This window comes from Croceicoccus gelatinilyticus (assembly GCF_018398395.1).
Lineage (GTDB): Bacteria > Pseudomonadota > Alphaproteobacteria > Sphingomonadales > Sphingomonadaceae > Croceicoccus > Croceicoccus gelatinilyticus.
Window position 1 is genome coordinate 29162 of record NZ_JAHCBF010000006.1, and the last position, 17949, is coordinate 47110.

19 protein-coding genes are annotated in these 17949 nt (G+C 63.0%); 6 read left to right on the forward strand and 13 right to left on the reverse strand.

What is annotated here, in order from left to right; all coding sequences use genetic code 11:
• Nucleotides 1-6 precede the first annotated feature (6 nt).
• Genes ggt through KIH45_RS13285 form a run of 3 tightly spaced genes read left to right on the forward strand, consistent with a single transcriptional unit; the run spans nt 7 to nt 2926 of the window.
• Nucleotides 7-1782 (forward strand): gamma-glutamyltransferase, encoded by a 1776-nt coding sequence (ggt, locus tag KIH45_RS13275; RefSeq protein ID WP_213176525.1) that lies wholly within the window; start codon nt 7-9, stop codon nt 1780-1782.
• A gap of 33 nt (nt 1783-1815) precedes the next feature.
• Nucleotides 1816-2454 (forward strand): 6-phosphogluconolactonase, encoded by a 639-nt coding sequence (locus KIH45_RS13280; protein ID WP_225899912.1) that lies wholly within the window; start codon nt 1816-1818, stop codon nt 2452-2454.
• 31 nt (nt 2455-2485) lie between these two features.
• Nucleotides 2486-2926 (forward strand): NUDIX domain-containing protein, encoded by a 441-nt coding sequence (locus KIH45_RS13285; RefSeq protein ID WP_213176526.1) that lies wholly within the window; start codon nt 2486-2488, stop codon nt 2924-2926.
• A 1-nt stretch (nt 2927) separates the two neighbouring features.
• Here the strand turns inward: KIH45_RS13285 and hemN are convergent, their stop codons facing one another.
• Genes hemN through ccoN form a run of 10 tightly spaced genes read right to left on the reverse strand, consistent with a single transcriptional unit; the run spans nt 2928 to nt 12287 of the window.
• Nucleotides 2928-4238: an oxygen-independent coproporphyrinogen III oxidase gene (hemN, locus tag KIH45_RS13290; RefSeq protein ID WP_213176527.1), complete on the reverse strand. Its 1311-nt coding sequence runs from the start codon at nt 4236-4238 to the stop codon at nt 2928-2930.
• 49 nt (nt 4239-4287) lie between these two features.
• Nucleotides 4288-4509: a hypothetical protein gene (locus tag KIH45_RS13295; protein WP_213176528.1), complete on the reverse strand. Its 222-nt coding sequence runs from the start codon at nt 4507-4509 to the stop codon at nt 4288-4290.
• The gene (gene ccoS / locus KIH45_RS13300; protein ID WP_213176529.1) at nt 4506-4655 is read right to left on the reverse strand and encodes a cbb3-type cytochrome oxidase assembly protein CcoS; all 150 of its coding nucleotides are present in this window, start codon (nt 4653-4655) and stop codon (nt 4506-4508) included. The genes KIH45_RS13295 and ccoS overlap by 4 nt, the downstream gene beginning before the upstream one ends.
• On the reverse strand, nt 4652-6808 hold the full coding sequence (locus KIH45_RS13305) for a heavy metal translocating P-type ATPase (protein ID WP_213176530.1): 2157 nt from the start codon (nt 6806-6808) through the stop codon (nt 4652-4654). Before KIH45_RS13305 ends, ccoS begins: the two co-directional genes overlap by 4 nt.
• Nucleotides 6781-7248 carry a FixH family protein gene (locus KIH45_RS13310; RefSeq protein ID WP_213176531.1) on the reverse strand — a complete coding sequence of 156 codons (468 nt, stop codon included), beginning with the start codon at nt 7246-7248 and terminating at the stop codon, nt 6781-6783. The genes KIH45_RS13305 and KIH45_RS13310 overlap by 28 nt, the downstream gene beginning before the upstream one ends.
• 2 nt (nt 7249-7250) lie before the next feature.
• Nucleotides 7251-8804: a cytochrome c oxidase accessory protein CcoG gene (ccoG, locus tag KIH45_RS13315; protein ID WP_213176532.1), complete on the reverse strand. Its 1554-nt coding sequence runs from the start codon at nt 8802-8804 to the stop codon at nt 7251-7253.
• A complete protein-coding gene (gene ccoP / locus KIH45_RS13320; RefSeq protein ID WP_213176533.1) occupies nt 8791-9711 on the reverse strand; it encodes a cytochrome-c oxidase, cbb3-type subunit III in 921 nt (306 codons plus the stop codon). Before ccoP ends, ccoG begins: the two co-directional genes overlap by 14 nt.
• Nucleotides 9704-9874: a cbb3-type cytochrome c oxidase subunit 3 gene (locus KIH45_RS13325; protein WP_213176534.1), complete on the reverse strand. Its 171-nt coding sequence runs from the start codon at nt 9872-9874 to the stop codon at nt 9704-9706. Before KIH45_RS13325 ends, ccoP begins: the two co-directional genes overlap by 8 nt.
• Nucleotides 9871-10620, reverse strand: a complete 750-nt coding sequence (ccoO, locus tag KIH45_RS13330) for a cytochrome-c oxidase, cbb3-type subunit II (protein WP_213176535.1) — start codon at nt 10618-10620, stop codon at nt 9871-9873. Before ccoO ends, KIH45_RS13325 begins: the two co-directional genes overlap by 4 nt.
• An 11-nt stretch (nt 10621-10631) precedes the next feature.
• A complete protein-coding gene (ccoN, locus tag KIH45_RS13335) occupies nt 10632-12287 on the reverse strand; it encodes a cytochrome-c oxidase, cbb3-type subunit I (protein ID WP_213176536.1) in 1656 nt (551 codons plus the stop codon).
• Nucleotides 12288-12702: 415 nt separating this feature from the next.
• Here ccoN and KIH45_RS13340 point away from each other — a divergent pair, with 415 nt between their 5' ends.
• Nucleotides 12703-13392 (forward strand): OmpW/AlkL family protein, encoded by a 690-nt coding sequence (locus KIH45_RS13340; protein WP_213176537.1) that lies wholly within the window; start codon nt 12703-12705, stop codon nt 13390-13392.
• Nucleotides 13393-13414: 22 nt separating this feature from the next.
• Here the strand turns inward: KIH45_RS13340 and KIH45_RS13345 are convergent, their stop codons facing one another.
• The 3 genes from KIH45_RS13345 to KIH45_RS13355 all read right to left on the reverse strand — a co-directional run bounded on the left by KIH45_RS13345 (nt 13415) and on the right by KIH45_RS13355 (nt 16149).
• A complete protein-coding gene (locus tag KIH45_RS13345; protein WP_213176538.1) occupies nt 13415-14116 on the reverse strand; it encodes a Crp/Fnr family transcriptional regulator in 702 nt (233 codons plus the stop codon).
• A gap of 82 nt (nt 14117-14198) precedes the next feature.
• Complete coding sequence (locus tag KIH45_RS13350; protein WP_213176539.1) at nt 14199-14963, reverse strand: hypothetical protein; 765 nt, start codon at nt 14961-14963, stop codon at nt 14199-14201.
• 67 nt (nt 14964-15030) lie between these two features.
• A complete protein-coding gene (locus KIH45_RS13355; protein WP_213176540.1) occupies nt 15031-16149 on the reverse strand; it encodes a phosphatase PAP2 family protein in 1119 nt (372 codons plus the stop codon).
• 489 nt (nt 16150-16638) lie between these two features.
• On the opposite strand from KIH45_RS13355, the gene KIH45_RS19160 reads away from it, so the two are divergent.
• Together KIH45_RS19160 and cpaB are read left to right on the forward strand one after the other, a co-directional pair.
• Nucleotides 16639-16890, forward strand: coding sequence for a Flp family type IVb pilin (locus KIH45_RS19160; protein WP_225899913.1), 252 nt, complete (start codon nt 16639-16641; stop codon nt 16888-16890).
• A gap of 180 nt (nt 16891-17070) precedes the next feature.
• Nucleotides 17071-17949: a Flp pilus assembly protein CpaB gene (cpaB, locus tag KIH45_RS13365; protein WP_213176541.1), complete on the forward strand. Its 879-nt coding sequence runs from the start codon at nt 17071-17073 to the stop codon at nt 17947-17949.

Below are 17949 nucleotides of genomic sequence, written 5' to 3' on the forward strand. Positions count from 1 at the left end.
TCCCTCATGATCAGAACCCTTATTCCCGCCGCTCTTGGCCTTGTGATCGCGGCGACGCCTGCTGCGGCGCAGGAGAAGCCCGCCACTGACGAGATCGGCGCCGGCGGGCGGCCTGTCGGAGAGGCGTGGTCGCGCAGTCCGGTCATGGCGATGAACGGCATGGCGGCAACGGCCCAGCCGCTGGCAACGCAAGTGGCGCTCGACATTCTGAAGCAGGGCGGCAGCGCGGTGGATGCGGCGATCGCGGCCAATGCGACGCTGGGCCTGATGGAGCCGACCGGAAACGGCATCGGCGGCGACTTGTTTGCCATCGTTCTCGACCCCGCGACTGGCGAGATGCACGGCATCAACGGTTCGGGCCGCACGCCCAAGGGGCAGACGCTGAAGCAGTTGAAGGCGAAGCTCGGCGATGCGACTTCGTTGCCGCCCTTGGGTCCGCTTCCAGTCACGATCCCCGGCACGGTCGATGCCTGGTTCGAAATGCACGCCAAATACGGCAAGTTGCCGATGAGCGAGGTTCTGGCCCCCGCCGTACGCTATGCCCGCGAAGGTCATCCTATTGCGCCGGTCATCGGCTATTATCTCGACGGCAGCCTCAAGGGATTCGAACGGCGGATGGCGATGATCCCCGAATTCGACAACGCTCGATCCGTCTGGTTCGCGAACGGCGCGCCCAAGGCAGGGGAGGTATTCAGGAATCCGAAACTGGCCGACACGCTCGAAACGCTGGGCGAAAAGGGCCGCGACGAATTCTACAAGGGCGCGATGGCGCATACGATGGCGGACTATCTCGAACGGACCGGCTCGGCTCTGCGCTACGAGGATTTCGCCGCGCACCACAGCGACTGGGTCGAGCCTGCGTGCGTCTCCTACAAGGACGGCTACGAGCTGTGCGAACTGCCGCCCAACGGGCAGGGCTTTGCCGCGCTGCAGATGGTGAACATCCTGAAGAACGTCGACCTGTCGCAATACCCGCGCGGGTCCGCCGAAGTGCTGCACTACATCACCGAGGCGAAGCGGCTGGCCTTTGCCGACGTGGCGCGTTTCTACGCCGATCCCGACTTCTCGGAGTTTCCGCAGGACCTGCTGTCGGACGAATACGGGCGCAAGCGTTTCGCGATGATCGATCCGGCCAAGGCCAGCGCCGACTTCGCGCCGGGCGAGCCCAAGCTGGAGGGTGAGGGCGACACGACCTACATGACCGTCGCCGACAAGGACGGCATGATGGTGAGCCTGATCCAGTCGAACTATCGCGGCATGGGTTCGGGCCTGTCGCCCGATGGGCTTGGCTTCATGTTCCAGGATCGCGGCGAGTTGTTCAGCCTCGATCCGAAGCACCCCAATGCCTATGCGCCGGGCAAGCGGCCCTTCCACACGATCATTCCCGCCTTCATCAAGAAGGACGGCAAGCCGTGGATGAGCTTTGGCCTGATGGGCGGCGGGATGCAGCCGCAGGGGCATGTCCAGATCCTGATCAACATCGTCGATTACGGGATGAACCTGCAGGAAGCCGGCGATGCGGCGCGCCTGATGCACGACGGCGGGCGTCAGCCGACCGAGGCTTTGGACGGGCCGACTGCCGACCCGCTGGGCACGCTGTTCATCGAGGCGGGTATCCCTGAGGAAACGGCGGAAAAGCTGCGCGCGATGGGGCACAAGGTCGAGTACGACTACTCCGGCGTTCCCTTCGGAGGATATCAGGCGATCGCCCGCGATCCGGAAACCGGCGTTTACACCGGCGCGACCGAGATGCGTAAGGACGGCATCGCGGCCGGATATTGAGGGAGCCTCGTGCGTTCCAGTTGCACGACCCCTTTGGAGAATACCCCAGTGCTGACCGAAATCGCATTCCACCACGGCGCCAGCGACGCCGAGATCGCCGACTGGCTGGCCAAGCGCCTTGCCCATGAACTGGACCGCCGCGACGGGACGGTCGCGATCACCGTGCCGGGTGGATCGACCCCGTTTCCGATCCTTGCCGAACTGGCGAAGAAGGATATCGACTGGTCGCGGCTGGAAATCTGGCCGGGCGACGATCGCTGCGTGCCCGCCGATCACGAGGCGAGCAACTTCGGCCGTCTTGCCGCGACGCTGGAAGGCACGGGTGCCTGCCTCACGCCGCTCGACGAAGGCAGCCAGCCGCCGCATTTCGCGCTGGCGTGGCTGGGCATGGGCGGCGACGGGCACATTGCCTCGCTGTTCCCGAATACCGACCCGCAAGTGGATGACGACAAACAGGTCCGCCGCCTGACCCCCGATCCGCTTCCGCCCGAGGCGCCTTTCGACCGCGTGACGATGACGCTGCCCAAGCTGCTTTCGGCAGAGGCGCTGATGTTCGTGATCCGCGGCGCAGAAAAGCTGGCCGTCTTCGAGGAAGCGGCCAAGGGCGACAACGACCTGCCCGTTGCGCGGCTGCTGGGCCATGCGCGGGGCGAAGTCACCTGCTTTGCCTGACGTTCCTTTTGCGAACCTTCTGCCCGCAGGCTTGCACCGCAGGCTGCTGCGCGTGGCTGAACTGGTGCGCAGGCGCTGGTGGGGATGGCGCAAGCCACGCTTGAGAGGCTGTGCCATCGTTGCCCGAAACGATGCGGGCGAAGTGCTGATGGTGCGCCATTCCTATCGCAAGCGGGACGAGTGGCACGTGCCGACAGGCGGCGTGCGCGCGGGCGAGGACCCCGAGCTTACGGCCCGCCGCGAACTTGGCGAGGAAGTGGGCGTGGTCGTCACCGCGATCACGCTCGTCCATGTCGAGGAAATCGACCTGCATGGTGCGACCAACACCGTCAGCGTCTTTGCCGCCAGCTATTCGGGCACACCCGTCGCCGACGATCGCGAGATCGCGGAAGTGGGGTTTTTCGCGCCCGACGACTTGCCCGCGACAACGCCCGACTGGGCGCGCCATTACATTGCCAAGGCGGTCGCGTAACTCAGACCGCGTTGCTGAACTTGCGCGTGCTCTTTTCGCGGTAGGGATCGAAACAGGCCGCGATCCCGCGCGCATAGGGCAGGGCATCGCTTGTCAGGATAAGCTGCCCGTCGACCACATGGCACAGCCGCGCGTCGAGGAACGGCTGCAGGCGCGGCATCGCGCTTTGCAGGACTTCGACTTCCATCGATGCGCGGCCGTGGCACAGGATCTGTTCGATCACACGCCCGCGGCGCCGGTCATCCTGACAGCGGGCGATGCCGTGCATCGTCGGGTGCACGCCTTCGCCGATCATCGTGCGATAGCGCCCGGCTGCCTTTTCGTTCTGGTATATCCCTTGCGGGAACTGGCTGATCGCGCTGGCGCCCATGCCGATCACGACCGGGGCCGCATCGTCGGTAAAGCCCTGGAAGTTGCGGTGCAGCTTGCCGCTCAACGCCGCGCGCGACAGCGGATCGCCAGGCAGCGCGAAGTGATCGAAGCCGACCTGATCGTAACCGTGACTGACCAGCCGGTCGTAGCCCGACTGCATCATCTGGAACCGTTCGCGCGGGCCGGGCAGGGCAGAGCCGTCGATCTTCTTCTGGCGCGGGAACATCGACGGGATGTGCGCCAGCCCGAACAATGCGATCCGGTCCGCCCCCAGCCGCGCTGCCATGTCGACCGATGACAGCAGGCGTTCCAAATCCTGCCCGGGCAGCCCGTACATCAGGTCGAAGTTTAGCGAAGTGACGCCCGCGCGCCGCAGCATGTCTGTTGCGCGTTCGATCAGCTCAACCGGCTGGACGCGGCCGATGGCCTGCTGGATCGCGGGGTCGAAAGTCTGGACGCCAAGGCTGGCGCGTTCGACGCCGACATGGCCTAGTACGTCGCGCCACGGTTCGGTCAGCGTGCGCGGGTCAAGCTCGACCGAGATGACCGGATCGACCAGCGGGAAGGCTAGCGTCAGCGCATCGACCAGCCGCACGAATTCGATGGGTGCAATGGCATTGGGGCTTCCCCCGCCAAACGCGATGTAGCGCACGCGCGCCCCTGCGGGCAGTCGATTGCCGACCATCACGATCTCTGCCTGCAAGGCCTCCAGGTAGGAGGCCAGCCGCTGCTGTCGGTTCGCAGCGCCGGTGTTGCAGCCGCAGTACCAGCAGATTTCATGGCAATAAGGGATGTGGATGTAGAGCGAGACGTCGCCGTTGGCGCTGTCCAGCGCGGCGAGGAAATCATCCTCTCCCGCAGGGCCGAATTCGGCTGCGGTGGGGTAGCTGGTGTAGCGCGGCACAGGCACGGCCAGCAGGTCGGGAAGATAAGGCCACATGATGAAGGCGGTTCTATCGCGCCTTGCCGCGCACCTTCATTGCTCTCGATCAATCAGGGCTTTGCGATGCCTTCGATTTGCGGCGCGAACGGCACCCCTTGGCGCAGCAGGGGGCGACTCCCTTGGCCGGGGCCTGCCCGTCGATCGGGATCGACATCGTGCCGCCGGTGCAAAGCGTTACCGTGATCGTGCGGCCAGCCTGTTCGGGCGGAACGCCGGTCATTGCCGGAACAAGAGCGACGGCGGCAAGGCTGGTCAGAAGGCCGTTCACGCTGCGTCCTCGTCATCCAGAAGGATACGCTGGGCCGCACCGTCGAGATCCTCGTACTGGCCGCTGCGCATCGACCAGAAGAACGCGGCAAGGCCAAGCCCGCCCATGCCGAGCGCGACAGGGATGAGGAAGATCAGCCCGTTCATTTCGGGTCCTTTGCAGAGCGCGCCAGGAGCAGCGAATTGCCCACGACGATCAGCGAGGACAGCGACATCGCGATCGCGGCGATCAATGGTGTAACATAGCCCGCGATGGCGATCGGCACGGCCAGCACGTTGTAGCCTGCTGCCATGACGAAGTTCTGCCGCACGGTTCTCATCGTGCGGCGGGCAACGCGGATCGAAAGGGCAACGGGCATCAGCGCCTCGCCCACGAAGACCGCGTCGGCGGCCTGCTGGCTGACGTCGCTGGCACCGCCCGGCGCGATGGAGACATGCGCTGCGGCAAGGGCGGGGCCATCATTGAGGCCGTCGCCCACCATCAGCACGTTCTGCCCTTCGGCGCGGCGGCGCTCCAGTTCGGCCAGCTTGTCGGCAGGGGACATCCCACCGGTGGCCGGGATGCCGAACTCGCATGCCGCCTTGGACACCGCGTCGCTGGTGTCGCCAGAGGCAATGGCGCTGGGCACGCCCAGTGAGGCGAGGGCGTCGATGGCCTCTGCCGTATCGGCGCGCCAGGGATCGGTGAAGAATAGGATAAACTCCCGCTCCTCGTTCCGCAGCGAGACCGCAAGACCTTCGCCCGCATGGTCGGGCCGCAGAAGCGAAACGGGTCGGCCCGCGAACCGGCCGCGCAGGCCTTCGCCCGGCGTTTCGACGATGTCGGTGACGTCGGCAGCGCTCACCCCTGCCTGCCGCAGCGTGGAAGCAAGGGCCTTGCTGAGCGGATGGCGGCTGGCCTGTGCCAGCGCGAGCGCGATGGCGCGGTCTTCTTCGCCCAGTGCGGCGATCGAGGAGGGGCGCGGTTCGCCAAGCGTCAGCGTGCCCGTCTTGTCGAGCAGGGCGTGGTCGACTTCGGCCAGCCGTTCGAGCGCGCTGCCGTCCTTGATCAGCAGGCCCCGCTTCATCAGCGCGCCTGCCGCCACGACTTGGGCCGCCGGAACCGCGAGGCCCAAGGCGCAAGGGCACGTGATGATCAGGACCGCGATCGCGATCAGCAGCGACTGGTGCACGCCAGCCCCCGCGATCATCCAGCCGATGAAAGTCAGCGCGGCGAGGGAGTGGACGGCAGGGGCATAGAGCCGCGCAGCTCGGTCCGCGACGCGCACGTATTTGCTGCGCGACTGGCCTGCCTCATCCATCAGGCGCGCGATGTCGGCAATGGCGGTGTCTTCCGCCGCTGCGGTTACGCGTACGGTGACGGGGGCGTAGAGGTTGATCGTACCGGCATGGACGATGTCGCCCGGGCCCGCCGGTTCGGGCACGCTTTCGCCTGTCAGCATCGACCGGTCGAAGCGGCTTTCTCCGCGCACGATCTCGCCATCGGCGGCCAGCGCTTCGCCTGCGGCAACCTGCATTTCCATGCCGGGGGCAAGGTCTTCGGCATCGACCCATTTCGTCTCGCCGCCCGGATAGGCGACTTGCGCGCCGCGACCCATGCGCGACAGCAGCGAGGCGATGCCCGAACGCGCCTTGTCGCGCATCACGGCATCGAGCACGCGGCCCGCCAGAAGGAAGAACAGCAGCATGACCGCGCCGTCGAAATAGGCATGGTCGCCGCCGGTCAGGACTTCATAAACGCTCATCCCCGTGGCCAGCAGGACGCCGATGGAAATCGGCACGTCCATGTTGGTCCGGCGATAGCGCAGCGCCATCGCGGCAGAGGCGAAGAAGGGCCGCCCGGCATAGGCAACTGCGGGTAGCGCGATGGCTGCTGACAGCCAATGGAACAGTTCCTTGGTGATGCCGTCCGCACCCGACCAGACCGCGACCGAAAGCAGCATGATGTTCATCATCGCAAAGCCCGCAACGGCCAAGGCGCGCAGCAGGCGCTTTGTTTCTACGTCGTCGCGCGCCAGCGGGTTTTCCGCCACGGGCTGCGCCTCGAAACCCAAGTGGTTCAGCGCATCGACGATCTGCGCGTCGCTAAGGTCGGGCGCATGGCTGACCGCGACGCGCTTTGCCGAAAAGTTGACGCGCGCGGCGGCGACACCCGGCACTTCGGCAAGGCCGCGCTCGATCTTACCGATGCATCCGGCGCAGCGCATGCCGGGTACGGTAAAGCGGCTGTCGATACAGGCGGCAGCATCGGTCGTGGAGAGGGCGACCGCGTTCACGGCAGGGGCCTTTCCCCGCGCCATGCAGTGCCATTTGCCGTGATGTCGAGGCGTAGCATCCAGCGGCCCGCGGGAAGCGGGCTGGTGCTGGCCCAGGTGCCATCCGACGTCAGCACGAAAACCAGTGCCTTGTCAGGCATGTGGCCCAGCGGGTGGCGGGCAATTGCGGTCACTTGCGATCCGACCGGAACGCCATCGGTCGCAAGGGTCACCAGCCCGTCGGCACGGTGCGTCGGCGTGACGGTATAGCCCAGCGCGTCCGATGCCTCCGCCTTGTCCAGCCATTCATTGAAGTTCTGGCTGGCGACATAGGAATTCTCGACAACAACGCCGCCGAAGCTGGAACTGGCGAGCGTCGCCATCAGCATATTGACCGAAACGACTACGCCGAACCCTGCGACGAGGATCGCGGTCATGTGCTTGCCGGTGAAGCGCGGTTTTGCAGAAGAGGGGGTCTTGCTCATGATCAGGGTGCCTCGGGCGCGTTGAAAGCGGTTTCAGTGCTGTCGGTCTCACCCTCTGCGTCGAGAGCGGTGACCTTGAAGCTGAAGTCCTGCTCTTCGCTGCCGCGCGGGGCCATGACGTAGACGCGAAGCGGCAAGGCGACGTCGGCGGCGACTTCGCGGACTATAGCACGGGCCGCCGAGTCGCGGTTCATGTCATCGGTCCACATCGTCGCGCCGGGCAGGCCCACGATGGACAGCTCCATCTCGCGCGGGCGGCTCTGCATGTTGCGCAGCTTCACCGTGTAACTGTTGCGCACCGAACCGTCGCTCAACAGCATATAGGGCGGGTTGCGATCGGGCTGGACGGTGATGCCGGTACGCTCACGCGAACCCAGTGCGAAAAGCAGCGCGACGCCGATCGCCGACCACACGCCGAAATAGATCAGCGTGCGCGGATGCATCAGCGTCTTGATGACGGGGCGGGGCGGATGGCCCGCGGCCTCGCGCTCGCAATCTTCGAGCGTTGCATAATCAATCAGTCCGCGCGGACGGCCGACTTCCTTCATCACCTTGTCGCAGGCATCAATGCACAGCGCACAAGTGATGCAGCCGATCTGCGCGCCTTCGCGAATGTCGATGCCGGTCGGGCAGACGGCCACGCACTGGTTGCAATCGACGCAGTCGCCGAACTTGTCGGGGTTCTTCTGCGATTTCTTCAGGCTGCCGCGCGGTTCGCCGCGCCAGTGCTTGTACGTGACGATCAGCGACTTTTCGTCGAGCATCGCGGTCTGGATACGCGGCCAGGGGCACATGTAGACGCAGACCTGTTCGCGCATGAACCCGCCCAGCCAGAACGTCGTCGCGGTCAGCACGGCAACAGTGGCATAAGCGACGAAAGCGGCGTCACCGGCCCAGAATTCGCGGGTCAGCGTCGGGGCGTCGGCGAAGTACATGATCCACGCGCCGCCGGTCCAGAACGAGATGACGAGGTAGATCGTCCACTTCCAGAACCTGCGCGCGGCCTTGCCCGCGCCCCACGGCGCCTTGTCGAGCCGCATCCGCGCGTTGCGATCGCCGTCGACGAAGCGGTCGACGTGCTGGAACAGGTCGGTCCACACCGTCTGCGGGCAGGCGTATCCGCACCACGCGCGGCCCACCGCGCTGGTGACGAGGAAGAGGCCGATACCCGCCATGATGAGCAGGCCCGCGACAAAGTAGAATTCGTGCGGCCAGATCTCGATATCGAACATGTAGAAGCGGCGGTTCGCAAGGTCGATCAGGACCGCCTGGTCGGGGGCATAGGGGCCGCGATCCCAGCGGATCCAAGGCGTGCCGTAATAGATCGCCAGCGTGACGACCATGACCAGCCACTTGAAGCGGCGGAAAGGGCCGTCGATGCGCTTGGGATGGACGGTCGTGTGCTTCTCGTAGAGCGAGAGGGGCACGTCCGCCGGGGGAGGGGTGGAAGGCTTGCGCGCCGTTGCCGGATTGGCATCCTTGGCAACGAGCGCGCGATCTATGAGATCACCTTCAGGTAGGGGGTCCGGCGTGGATTGGGGGTCAGGGGGCTTCATCGACCTCAACCTCGGGGTCTTCGGCGACTTCGATGAAATCTTCACCGCCGCCGAGAGAGTGGACGTAGGCGGCCAGCATCTTCACTGTCACCGGATCGAGCCGTTCGCCCCATGCGGGCATCATGCCGTAACGCGAGTTGGTGATCGTCGCCGCCACTTCCTCGCGGCTGCCGCCATAGAGCCAGATTGCATCGGCAAGGTTCGGCGCACCGAATTCGCGCAGGCCCGTACCATCGGATGCATGGCACACCGCGCAGTTGGCTTCGAACAGGGCAGCCCCGCGCGTCACGGCGGCGCTGGCCGGTTCAAGATCGGACAGGCTGCGCACGAAGCTGGTGACGTCGGAAATTTCCGCACTGCTCAGGATACCGTCGCGGCCAAACGCGGGCATCTGCGAGAAGCGGGTTTCGTCCGCATCGGGCTGGCGGATGCCGTGGATCAGCGTGTATTCGATGGCCTTGATGTCACCGCCCCACAGCCAGTCGTCGTCGTTGAGGTTGGGATACCCCTTCGACCCTGCGGCACCGGCACCGTGGCACTGCACGCAGTTGACGCGGAAAGCGGCGGCACCGCCCGAGATCGCGGCACGCATAAGCGGCGATTCCGGATTGAGGCGTTCGATCGGCGTGTTGGCAAGGGCTGCCACGACTTCGGAACGCTGCTGGCTGGCGGCGTCCATTTCCTTGGCGAGCTGGCCGCGGCTGGACCAGCCGATCATGCCTTCGGTCGCCTTGTTCACCATCGGGATCGCCGGATAGGCGACGACATAGCCCACCGCGAAGACGATCGTTGCATAGAAGGTCCACAGCCACCAGCGCGGCAGCGGGGTGTTGAGTTCCTCGATCCCGTCCCATTCGTGGCCGACGGTTTCGGTGTTCGTGGCTTCGTCCAGACGCTTTTCAGCCATCGTTCTCGTCCTTGAAGATCATCGTTGCGGCATCCTCGTTGCGCTGGCGTGCGCCGGGCCGGAAAGGCCATGCGACCAGCACGAGGAAGGCGAGCATCATGATGAGGAGGCCCCAGCTGTCGGCGAGATGCCGCAGCGTTTCGTAGAAGGAGTGGTCGTTCACCGGCCCTTCTCCGAGGCGAGCTCTTCCTGCGCGGCGGCGGCATTCACGTCGACCATGGTGCCCAGCACCTGAAGGTAGGCGACGAGCGCGTCCATTTCGGTCAGCTTCTGCGGCTTGCCGTCGAAGTCGCGCAAGTTGACCGTCTCGCCATAGCGTTCGGACAGCCCTGCGGTGTCGGCCATCGGGTTCGCCTGCGCCTTCATGTCGGCATTGGCGTTCTCGATCATGTCGTCGGTATAGGGCACGCCCACCCGCGACAGGGCCGTCAGGTTCGCGCTCATGTCGTGAACGGTCAGCGGCGTTTCGGCGAGGAAGCCGTATTGCGGCATCACGCTTTCAGGCACCACCGACTGCGGATTTTCGAGATGCTGGACGTGCCATTCGTCGGAATAGCGGCCGCCGACACGCGCCAGGTCGGGGCCTGTACGCTTCGAGCCCCACTGGAACGGGTGGTCGTACATCGATTCGGCCGCAAGGCTGTAGTGGCCATAGCGTTCGACCTCGTCCCGGAAGGGGCGGATCATCTGGCTGTGGCAGACATAGCAACCTTCGCGCACGTAGATGTCGCGCCCGGCCTGTTCGAGCGGGGTGTAGGGGCGCATGCCCTCCACTTCCTCAATCGTGTTGTCGATCCAGAACAGCGGAGCGATCTCCACGATGCCGCCGATGGTGACGGTGGCGAATGCGGCCACGCTCAGCAGCGTGACGTTCTTTTCAAGCTTCTTGTGCTTTTCGGTCATGCTCATGGCAGGAACCCTCAGTTTGCCATTGCCGGGACGTAGGGGCGGTCGGCCTCTGCGTCGTAAGCGGCATCGTTCATCGGCTTTTCCTGGCGCAGCTTGCCCAGGATCGTGGCCCAGACGTTGACGACCAGCAGGACGGCACCGGCAAGGTACAGCACGCCGCCAAAGGCACGCAGGATGTACATCGGGTGCAGGGCCGACACGGTCTCTGCGAAGGAGTTCACGAGGTAGCCGTCAGCGCCATATTCGCGCCACATCAGGCCCTGCGTGATACCGGCGACCCACATGGACGCGGCGTAGAAGACGATGCCTGCCGTCGCGAGCCAGAAGTGCCAGTTCACCATCCGCAGGCTGTAAAGCCGTTCACGGTTCCACAGGCGCGGGACGAGGAAGTAGATCGCCGAGAAGGTGATCATCCCGTTCCAGCCCAGCGCGCCGGAGTGGACGTGGCCGATGGTCCAGTCGGTGTAGTGCGAGAGCGAGTTGACGCTCTTCACGCTCATCATCGGGCCTTCGAACGTGCTCATGCCGTAGAAGGCGAGGGAGATGACCATCATGCGGATGATCGGGTCGGTGCGGACCTTGTCCCATGCGCCGTTGAGCGTCATCAGACCGTTGATCATGCCGCCCCAGCTGGGCATCCACAGCATGACCGAGAACACCATGCCCAGCGTCTGCGCCCAGTCGGGCAGCGCGGTATAGTGGAGGTGGTGCGGGCCTGCCCAGATGTAGAGGAAGATCAGCGACCAGAAGTGGATGATCGACAGGCGGTAGGAATAGACCGGACGTTCGGCCTGCTTCGGCACGAAGTAGTACATCATGGCGAGGAAGCCTGCGGTGAGGAAGAAGCCCACCGCATTGTGGCCGTACCACCACTGCACCAGCGCGCCCTGGACACCGCCGAAGACGGGGTAGGAGCGGCTGCCGAAGATCGAGACCGGCATGTCGAGGTTGTTGACGACGTGCAGCATGGCAACGGTCAGGATGAAGGCGAGGAAGAACCAGTTGGCCACGTAGATGTGGGGTTCCTTACGCTTCAGGATCGTGCCGACGAAGACGGCGAGATAGGCGACCCAGACGATCGTCAGCCACCAGTCGACGTACCATTCCGGCTCTGCATATTCCTTGCCCTGCGTCGCGCCCAGCAGGTAGCCGGTGGCGGCAAGGACGATGAACAGCTGGTAGCCCCAGAACACGAAGCGGGCGACGCCGGGAAGGGCAAGTCGCGCGCGGCAGGTGCGCTGGACGATGTAGAAGCTCGTCGCGATCAGCGCATTGCCGCCGAACGCGAAGATCACCGCACTGGTGTGCAGCGGGCGCAGGCGTCCGAAGTTGAGGTAAGGCTCAAGGTTCAGGATCGGCCAGGCCAGCTGCGCCGCGATGAAAAGCCCGGCAGCGAAACCCGCCATGCCCCAGAACACCGTCGCGATGACGCCCCAGCGAACCGGATCGTCATCATAGCGCGACGGATCGGCCGGCGCGCGCAGGATGGAATTGGCCGCGGCCGTGTAATCGGCCCGGGTGACCGTCGCGGTCAGCGCGATGAGCGCGGCGACGGCAACGATTCCCATGTGAATCGCGTAGGCACCGTCCGCCGCAAGGGCGATCGCTGCAATTGCGAGAATGAATACTACGAGCCAGATACCCGCGCGAGTGAGAACCGTTTCCACGGTCGTCCCCCCTTTCCATTTGTCCAAAGGGCATTTTTGATCCCGTCGCCCTCTGGTCCTGCGCGGCCCTGTCCGCATTGATGCATGTCAATACACTCGCGTCCACCCACTTTTTCTTCGCGGTTGCAGGAATTTGCGCTCGATCAATGCGGGGGGCGATCGGCAAGAGCAAACGGCAAGTCGTCAAGGCGGTTCGCCAAATCGCCTGATCGAAGTTTCTGATGTAACGACCGTTAAAACTTGCCTTGATTATTGGTTGATAGAGCAAGTCATTGCGGAAACGAACGGAAGTGTTTCGCGAAGCCTGATCGGCGACTTTAAGAGTTTCTTGTTAACTCTATGCGTAAAGTCATTCCTGTCATGTTTCGAGTTAATGCCAAGTACCGGGGAAAGCCCCGACAGGGAGGTAATCGAGATGAAGAAGTTCGCACTTGCCGCAAGCGCCGTCATGGCCGCGGCCATGCTTCCGGCGGCCGCACACGCGGGCAGTCCGGACGGAAAGATCCAGGTCAAGCTGATGGGTACTGCCGTCCTTCCCGACGGTGAACTGACCAGCGTGCCCTATGCCGATCCCGCGATCGCCGCGGCGCTTCCGGCCAATTCGAACACCAAGGCCGACAACAATGTCGTGCCGACGCTTGTGTTCGAATATTTCCTGACGCCCAACGTCAGCCTGGAAACCTACTGCTGCGTCACCAAGCACAACGTGACCGGCACCGAAGGTCTCGCCGGCGCGGAAATCGTGGACGACATCTACCTCGTTCCGGCAACGGTCACGGCGAAGTATCACTTCACCGAAGGTCCGTTCAAACCGTACATCGGTGCGGGCCCTGCCTACTTCCTTTACCTGAAAGACAAGGCCGGACCGACCGCTCAGGCACTGGGCGCCTCGGACGTCGACATCGACGATGAATTCGGCTTCGTCCTGCAGGCCGGCGTCGACTTCAAGCTGAACGATGCGGGCCTCGGCCTCAGCATCGATGGCAAGCGCTACTTCATCGACGCCGTCGCACACTACTACGACGACACCGGTGCCGAAGTTCTGACGACCAAGCACGATCTCGACCCGTGGGTCGTGAGCGCCGGTCTCACCTATCGCATGTAAGAATTGGAAACGGGGCGGGCGGTCAGCCGCCTGCCCTGGCTTCCAGTTCGAAACGGTCGAGGATCTCGACCGAGCGGCGGGACGGCAGGTCGATGACCCCGTCCCGCTTCAATTTCGTGAACTGGCGGCTGACGGTTTCGATCGTCAGTCCCAGCACATCGCCGACCTGCTGTCGCGAAAACGGTATGTCGAAGACCTTGTGCGCGTCAGGCTCCGGGTCAGAACAGGTCTCCGGGTCCAGCCGCTGGGATATTTCCAGCAGGAACGTCGCCAGACGCTCTTCCGCCGACTTGCGGCCCAGCAACAGCATCCATTTGCGCGTACGGTCCAGCTCGGTCAGCGTGCGTTCCAGCAGCTTGTGCTCAAGCTTGGGGTGTTCCTGGGCGAACTTGTCGAAGTCCTTGCGCGCAAAGACGCAGACGCGGGAATCGGTCAGCGCCTCGACGCCATAAGGTGTGGTCGCACCGAACGGGCGGCCGATGAAGTCGGACGGATAGACAAGGCCCACGATCTGCTCGCGCCCGTCTTCCATCGAGTTCGAAAGCTTCAGGACGCCTTCGATGACGTTGGCGACCAGTACCGCGTCCTCGCCTTCCCAAAGCAGCTGTTCGCCCGCTTCGAGGTTACGGCGACGACCGATGGTGTTGAGCAGCCCCAGCTCGTCACTATCCATGTCCGCGCAGATTGCCCGGTTGCGGACAACGCAAGTTTCACAAGATCCCATGGTCGGCGCTTCTACCAGTGACCCCCGACATCGACAATTGGCGAAATTGATTAGGCGGTTGCAGTTTCGCGTATCGGATGGCTCAACCTTCGCGCGGTGCGGGAATACGCAGGCGATAGGTCAGGTTCACGCGCCGCGACAGCAGCAGGTAGGGCAGCCAGATCACCGATCCGATAAGCACCTTGGTCACATTCCCGTCCAGCAAGTCGCGGATCGGCTGGTGAAGCATTTCCGGCAATCCGCCGACGATAGTGAGGCGCCGGGCCAAGAACAGCTGCATGTAGATGTCGATCGCCCATGCCAGGAACAGCATGCGCGGAAACAGCGGGTTGAGCCGTAGCGCAAAGGCAAGGCTGGTCATGTAGAAGAAGCTGGTCACGACAAGATCGACCGCCATGACCCCGAACATCGTCTGCGCCCACAACGGGGCATTCGCGCTCATCGCCGGGACCGCGGTGAAGAACTCGAACGTGCGGATCGCGACGTTGAGAAGCAGGCCGAACACCAGCGAGGCGAGAAAACCATAAGGGCCAAATTCGGGGCGAAGACGCGCATGTTCGGGATCGACCCGGTGCCAGTTTCCAACAATCGCGAAACGGTGCCTCACGCGAAATCCGCGGCCAAGCGCCTTCGCTGCGCCCACGCCGACAAGGTAGCCCAGCACCGGCGCGACCGCGATGATGGCATATCCGATGATCATGGCCCAGGCATCGCCCAGCACGTTGATCGCCGCGGCAGGATCGGAAAGGCGAAGCACGGTGAGGACGCCGACGATGGCCAGCCAGCCAACCGTCACCCGGAAAAGGTTCGCCTCCAGCATGTCGACGAACTTGCGACTCTGCCGCATAAGCCGCCGCCGCTGACGCGCGACAAAGCGCAGGAGGTGCTTTCGGTACGGAAACATGGCCTTTGGCTTACTGTGCCGCTTGGCCTGCCTGCACGCCTTCGGGAAGATCTGGCGTTTCGGGCCTTGCGGCACGAGGCGCAGGCTGCGCCGATTGAGAGGGTGCGGCTTTCGGCTTCAGCCACAGTCCCGTCGCTTTCCAGAACAGGGCCGTGGCGGCGATGGATACTGCCCCGTCGAGCCAGTAATGCCATGCAAGATGGACCGACCCGACCCAGATCGCTGCGACGTAGATCGCCACGATGGCTGATACCGGATTTTTCCAACCGAGGCGCGACTGGACGAGTAGCCACGTTACGAACGTCATCCCCACATGGACAGAGGGCATCGCTGAGATGCCCTTACCGAGTTTTCCGGCGTCTTCGTCAGATATCAGCCAGTCACTAAGGACTATCGCCCTGACATTGACCTGTTCGTGATAAGCTCGAAGTGTCTCAATCAAGGGCGCGAACCTGTCGTCGCCATAGAAGTGCTCGTAATAGACGGGCCCGGCTGACGAAAAAGCCAATGCGACGAAGTTACCGAGCACGAACCAGACAAAGAACATCGCCGCGACGGCTCGTGCCTGAAAAACGCGATCACGGGTCATCGTTGCCCATGTCACGAGAAAGGCGGATACCGGAAACCATATTACGTAAATACGGTCGAGCACGACGGTACCTTGAACGCCAAAAACAGCATGGGTCAGACGCCAAGGGTCTTGGCCGAACAAGGTGGCTTCAATGTTGGCGATGATCGGATCGGCGTAGAAGGGTTGGATTTGGGGGATCTGTAATTTGAAGGCTGTATAAGCGCGTGCGGTCCCTGAAATGATTAATAGCAGCGCTGCGGCACGAACGAGCCAAAAGGGGTCGCGGCGCAATAATCGCAGTACAATGCGCAAGGGGCGTTCGTATCCTCGCCGCATCATTAAGGCGACGATAGATGCCAGCCATAGGGAAAAGGGCAGCGTCATTAGCAACACTTGCTCACGCTCAAGAGTTGGCAGTTGCAAGATTTGTCTGCCATCGAGGTAGTAAGCCAGAGACGAGCAAAACAGAGCAAACGCGGAAACAAGCAGGAGTGCTGCGTCCGTTTTGCGGAAGTGAGTAGACAGCCGTCGCGTAAATGAAAGCATTCTTTCCCCCATGGGGGGCACCTTCGCCAAAACCGTTTTAAAGGCAAGTTACAGTTTCGGATCTTTGTTACCGAAAGCGAAAGTCCATTTTGCCGCTGCGCTTGTGAATTCACGGCCCCCGCATGATAATCTGTTCCGTATCGGTACGACTTTGCCCTCTAAATGGGCAAAAAGGTGACGAAATGGCTGTTTTCGGAGCGTTTTCTATCGGGATTCCCGCGATTCGCGGGGTCTGTGACAGAAATTAACTGCACCCGTTAGGATTGCTCCAGGATAAATATATGAAGTGAAAGCGATTTTTTTACGACTTGGTAATCAATTGACGGATCGGGTGGCGATCCGCAGATTCAAGCCATGCCGAGTGGGGGGCATCGGAAACTTCCGGGTGGGGCCTGGAATGTCTCAGATCTTCGACTTCGGTCATTTGGGTAGCCGGAAATAGAGGCCGGACCCTATGATTTGGACACGCATGACGATCATGCGAAACTGGGGAATATTACTATGAAGACCTTCATCAAGAATTTCGTCGCTGACGAAGCCGGCGCATCGGCTGCTGAATATGCCCTGATCATCGCCGTTGTTGGCGTTGGCATCGGTGCCGCGGCTCTCGTTCTGGGTGCGAACGTTAAGCAAGCCGTCGACGGCGCTTCGACCGACGTATTCAATTGCAACACCACGGCTGCTAGCTCTGTCACTGCAACGCCGACGAGCACCGGTAGTGAGTGCGTCGGTGGCGCGGCCGCCGCTTCGTAATTGAGCTACTGATAGTTTAAAGAAAGCCCCGCCCGAAACGGCGGGGCTTTTTTTCCGGGTGGGGCCGGAAAGTCTGTCGATATCAACATGTCCCGATTTGGGTGATTCCCTTACGAATCAAATGGTGTATGTTGGCGACGGAGCGCGATGCTGTTAGGTTTCGCGGCCAAGGGGGGAAATATGGGTAGTCGAAACCTGATCTATATCCTGATCGCTGTCGGGCTTGGCCTCGTCGCGGTCGTACTTGCCAACTCTTACTTCTCTGGGATCGAAGAGCGGCAGGAACGTTCGGCGCAAGAGCAGCAGCTCGCGCGGATCGTCGTCGCCACCCAGCCTCTCGACTTCGGTAGTCCGCTGACGACCGAGAATATCCGACTTCAGAATTATCCGTCGAACTCCGTGCCTGTGGGTGCCTTCTTTTCGATTGAAGAGCTGCTCCAGGGCGGGCAGGTCGCGCTGCGCCCGATCGTTCCGGGTGAACCGATCCTTGCTGACAAGCTCAGTGGCCGGGCTGTCCTTTCTGCCAAGCTGCCCGACGGTATGCGCGCCATGTCCATTCCGATCAGCGCGACGAACGCCGTGTCGGGCTTCATCCGTCCCGCCGACATCGTCGATGTGCTTCTTACCCGCAATCTGGGTGATGACGAGCAGGTTACCGAAGTGGTGATGGAGGCTGTACAGGTCCTCGCCATCGGCACGACGCAAAGTGAAAACGCAACCGAACCCGGCCTTGCCGGCACCGCGACGGTGCTTGTCGACCTGTTCGGCGCGCAGAAACTGACGCTAGCCCGCAAGATGGGCGACATGAGCCTAGTGCTGCGCAACGTCGAAAATGCCGAAGAAGGTCCTGGCGTTGCCGTAATGACACGCGACGTCAGCCCGTTCCGCAAGCGTTCGGGCGGCGGCGTAAGTCAGCAGGCTGCCGCCGCTCCCGCACCGGCCGGTCCGGCGCCGTCTGGCGGAAGAGTAGCTGCGCCGCGGCCCAGCGGGCCCAGCATGACTGTCGTCCGCGGGACGGCGGCGCAAGATTACAGCGTCGATCGTTTGGGGGGAAATTGA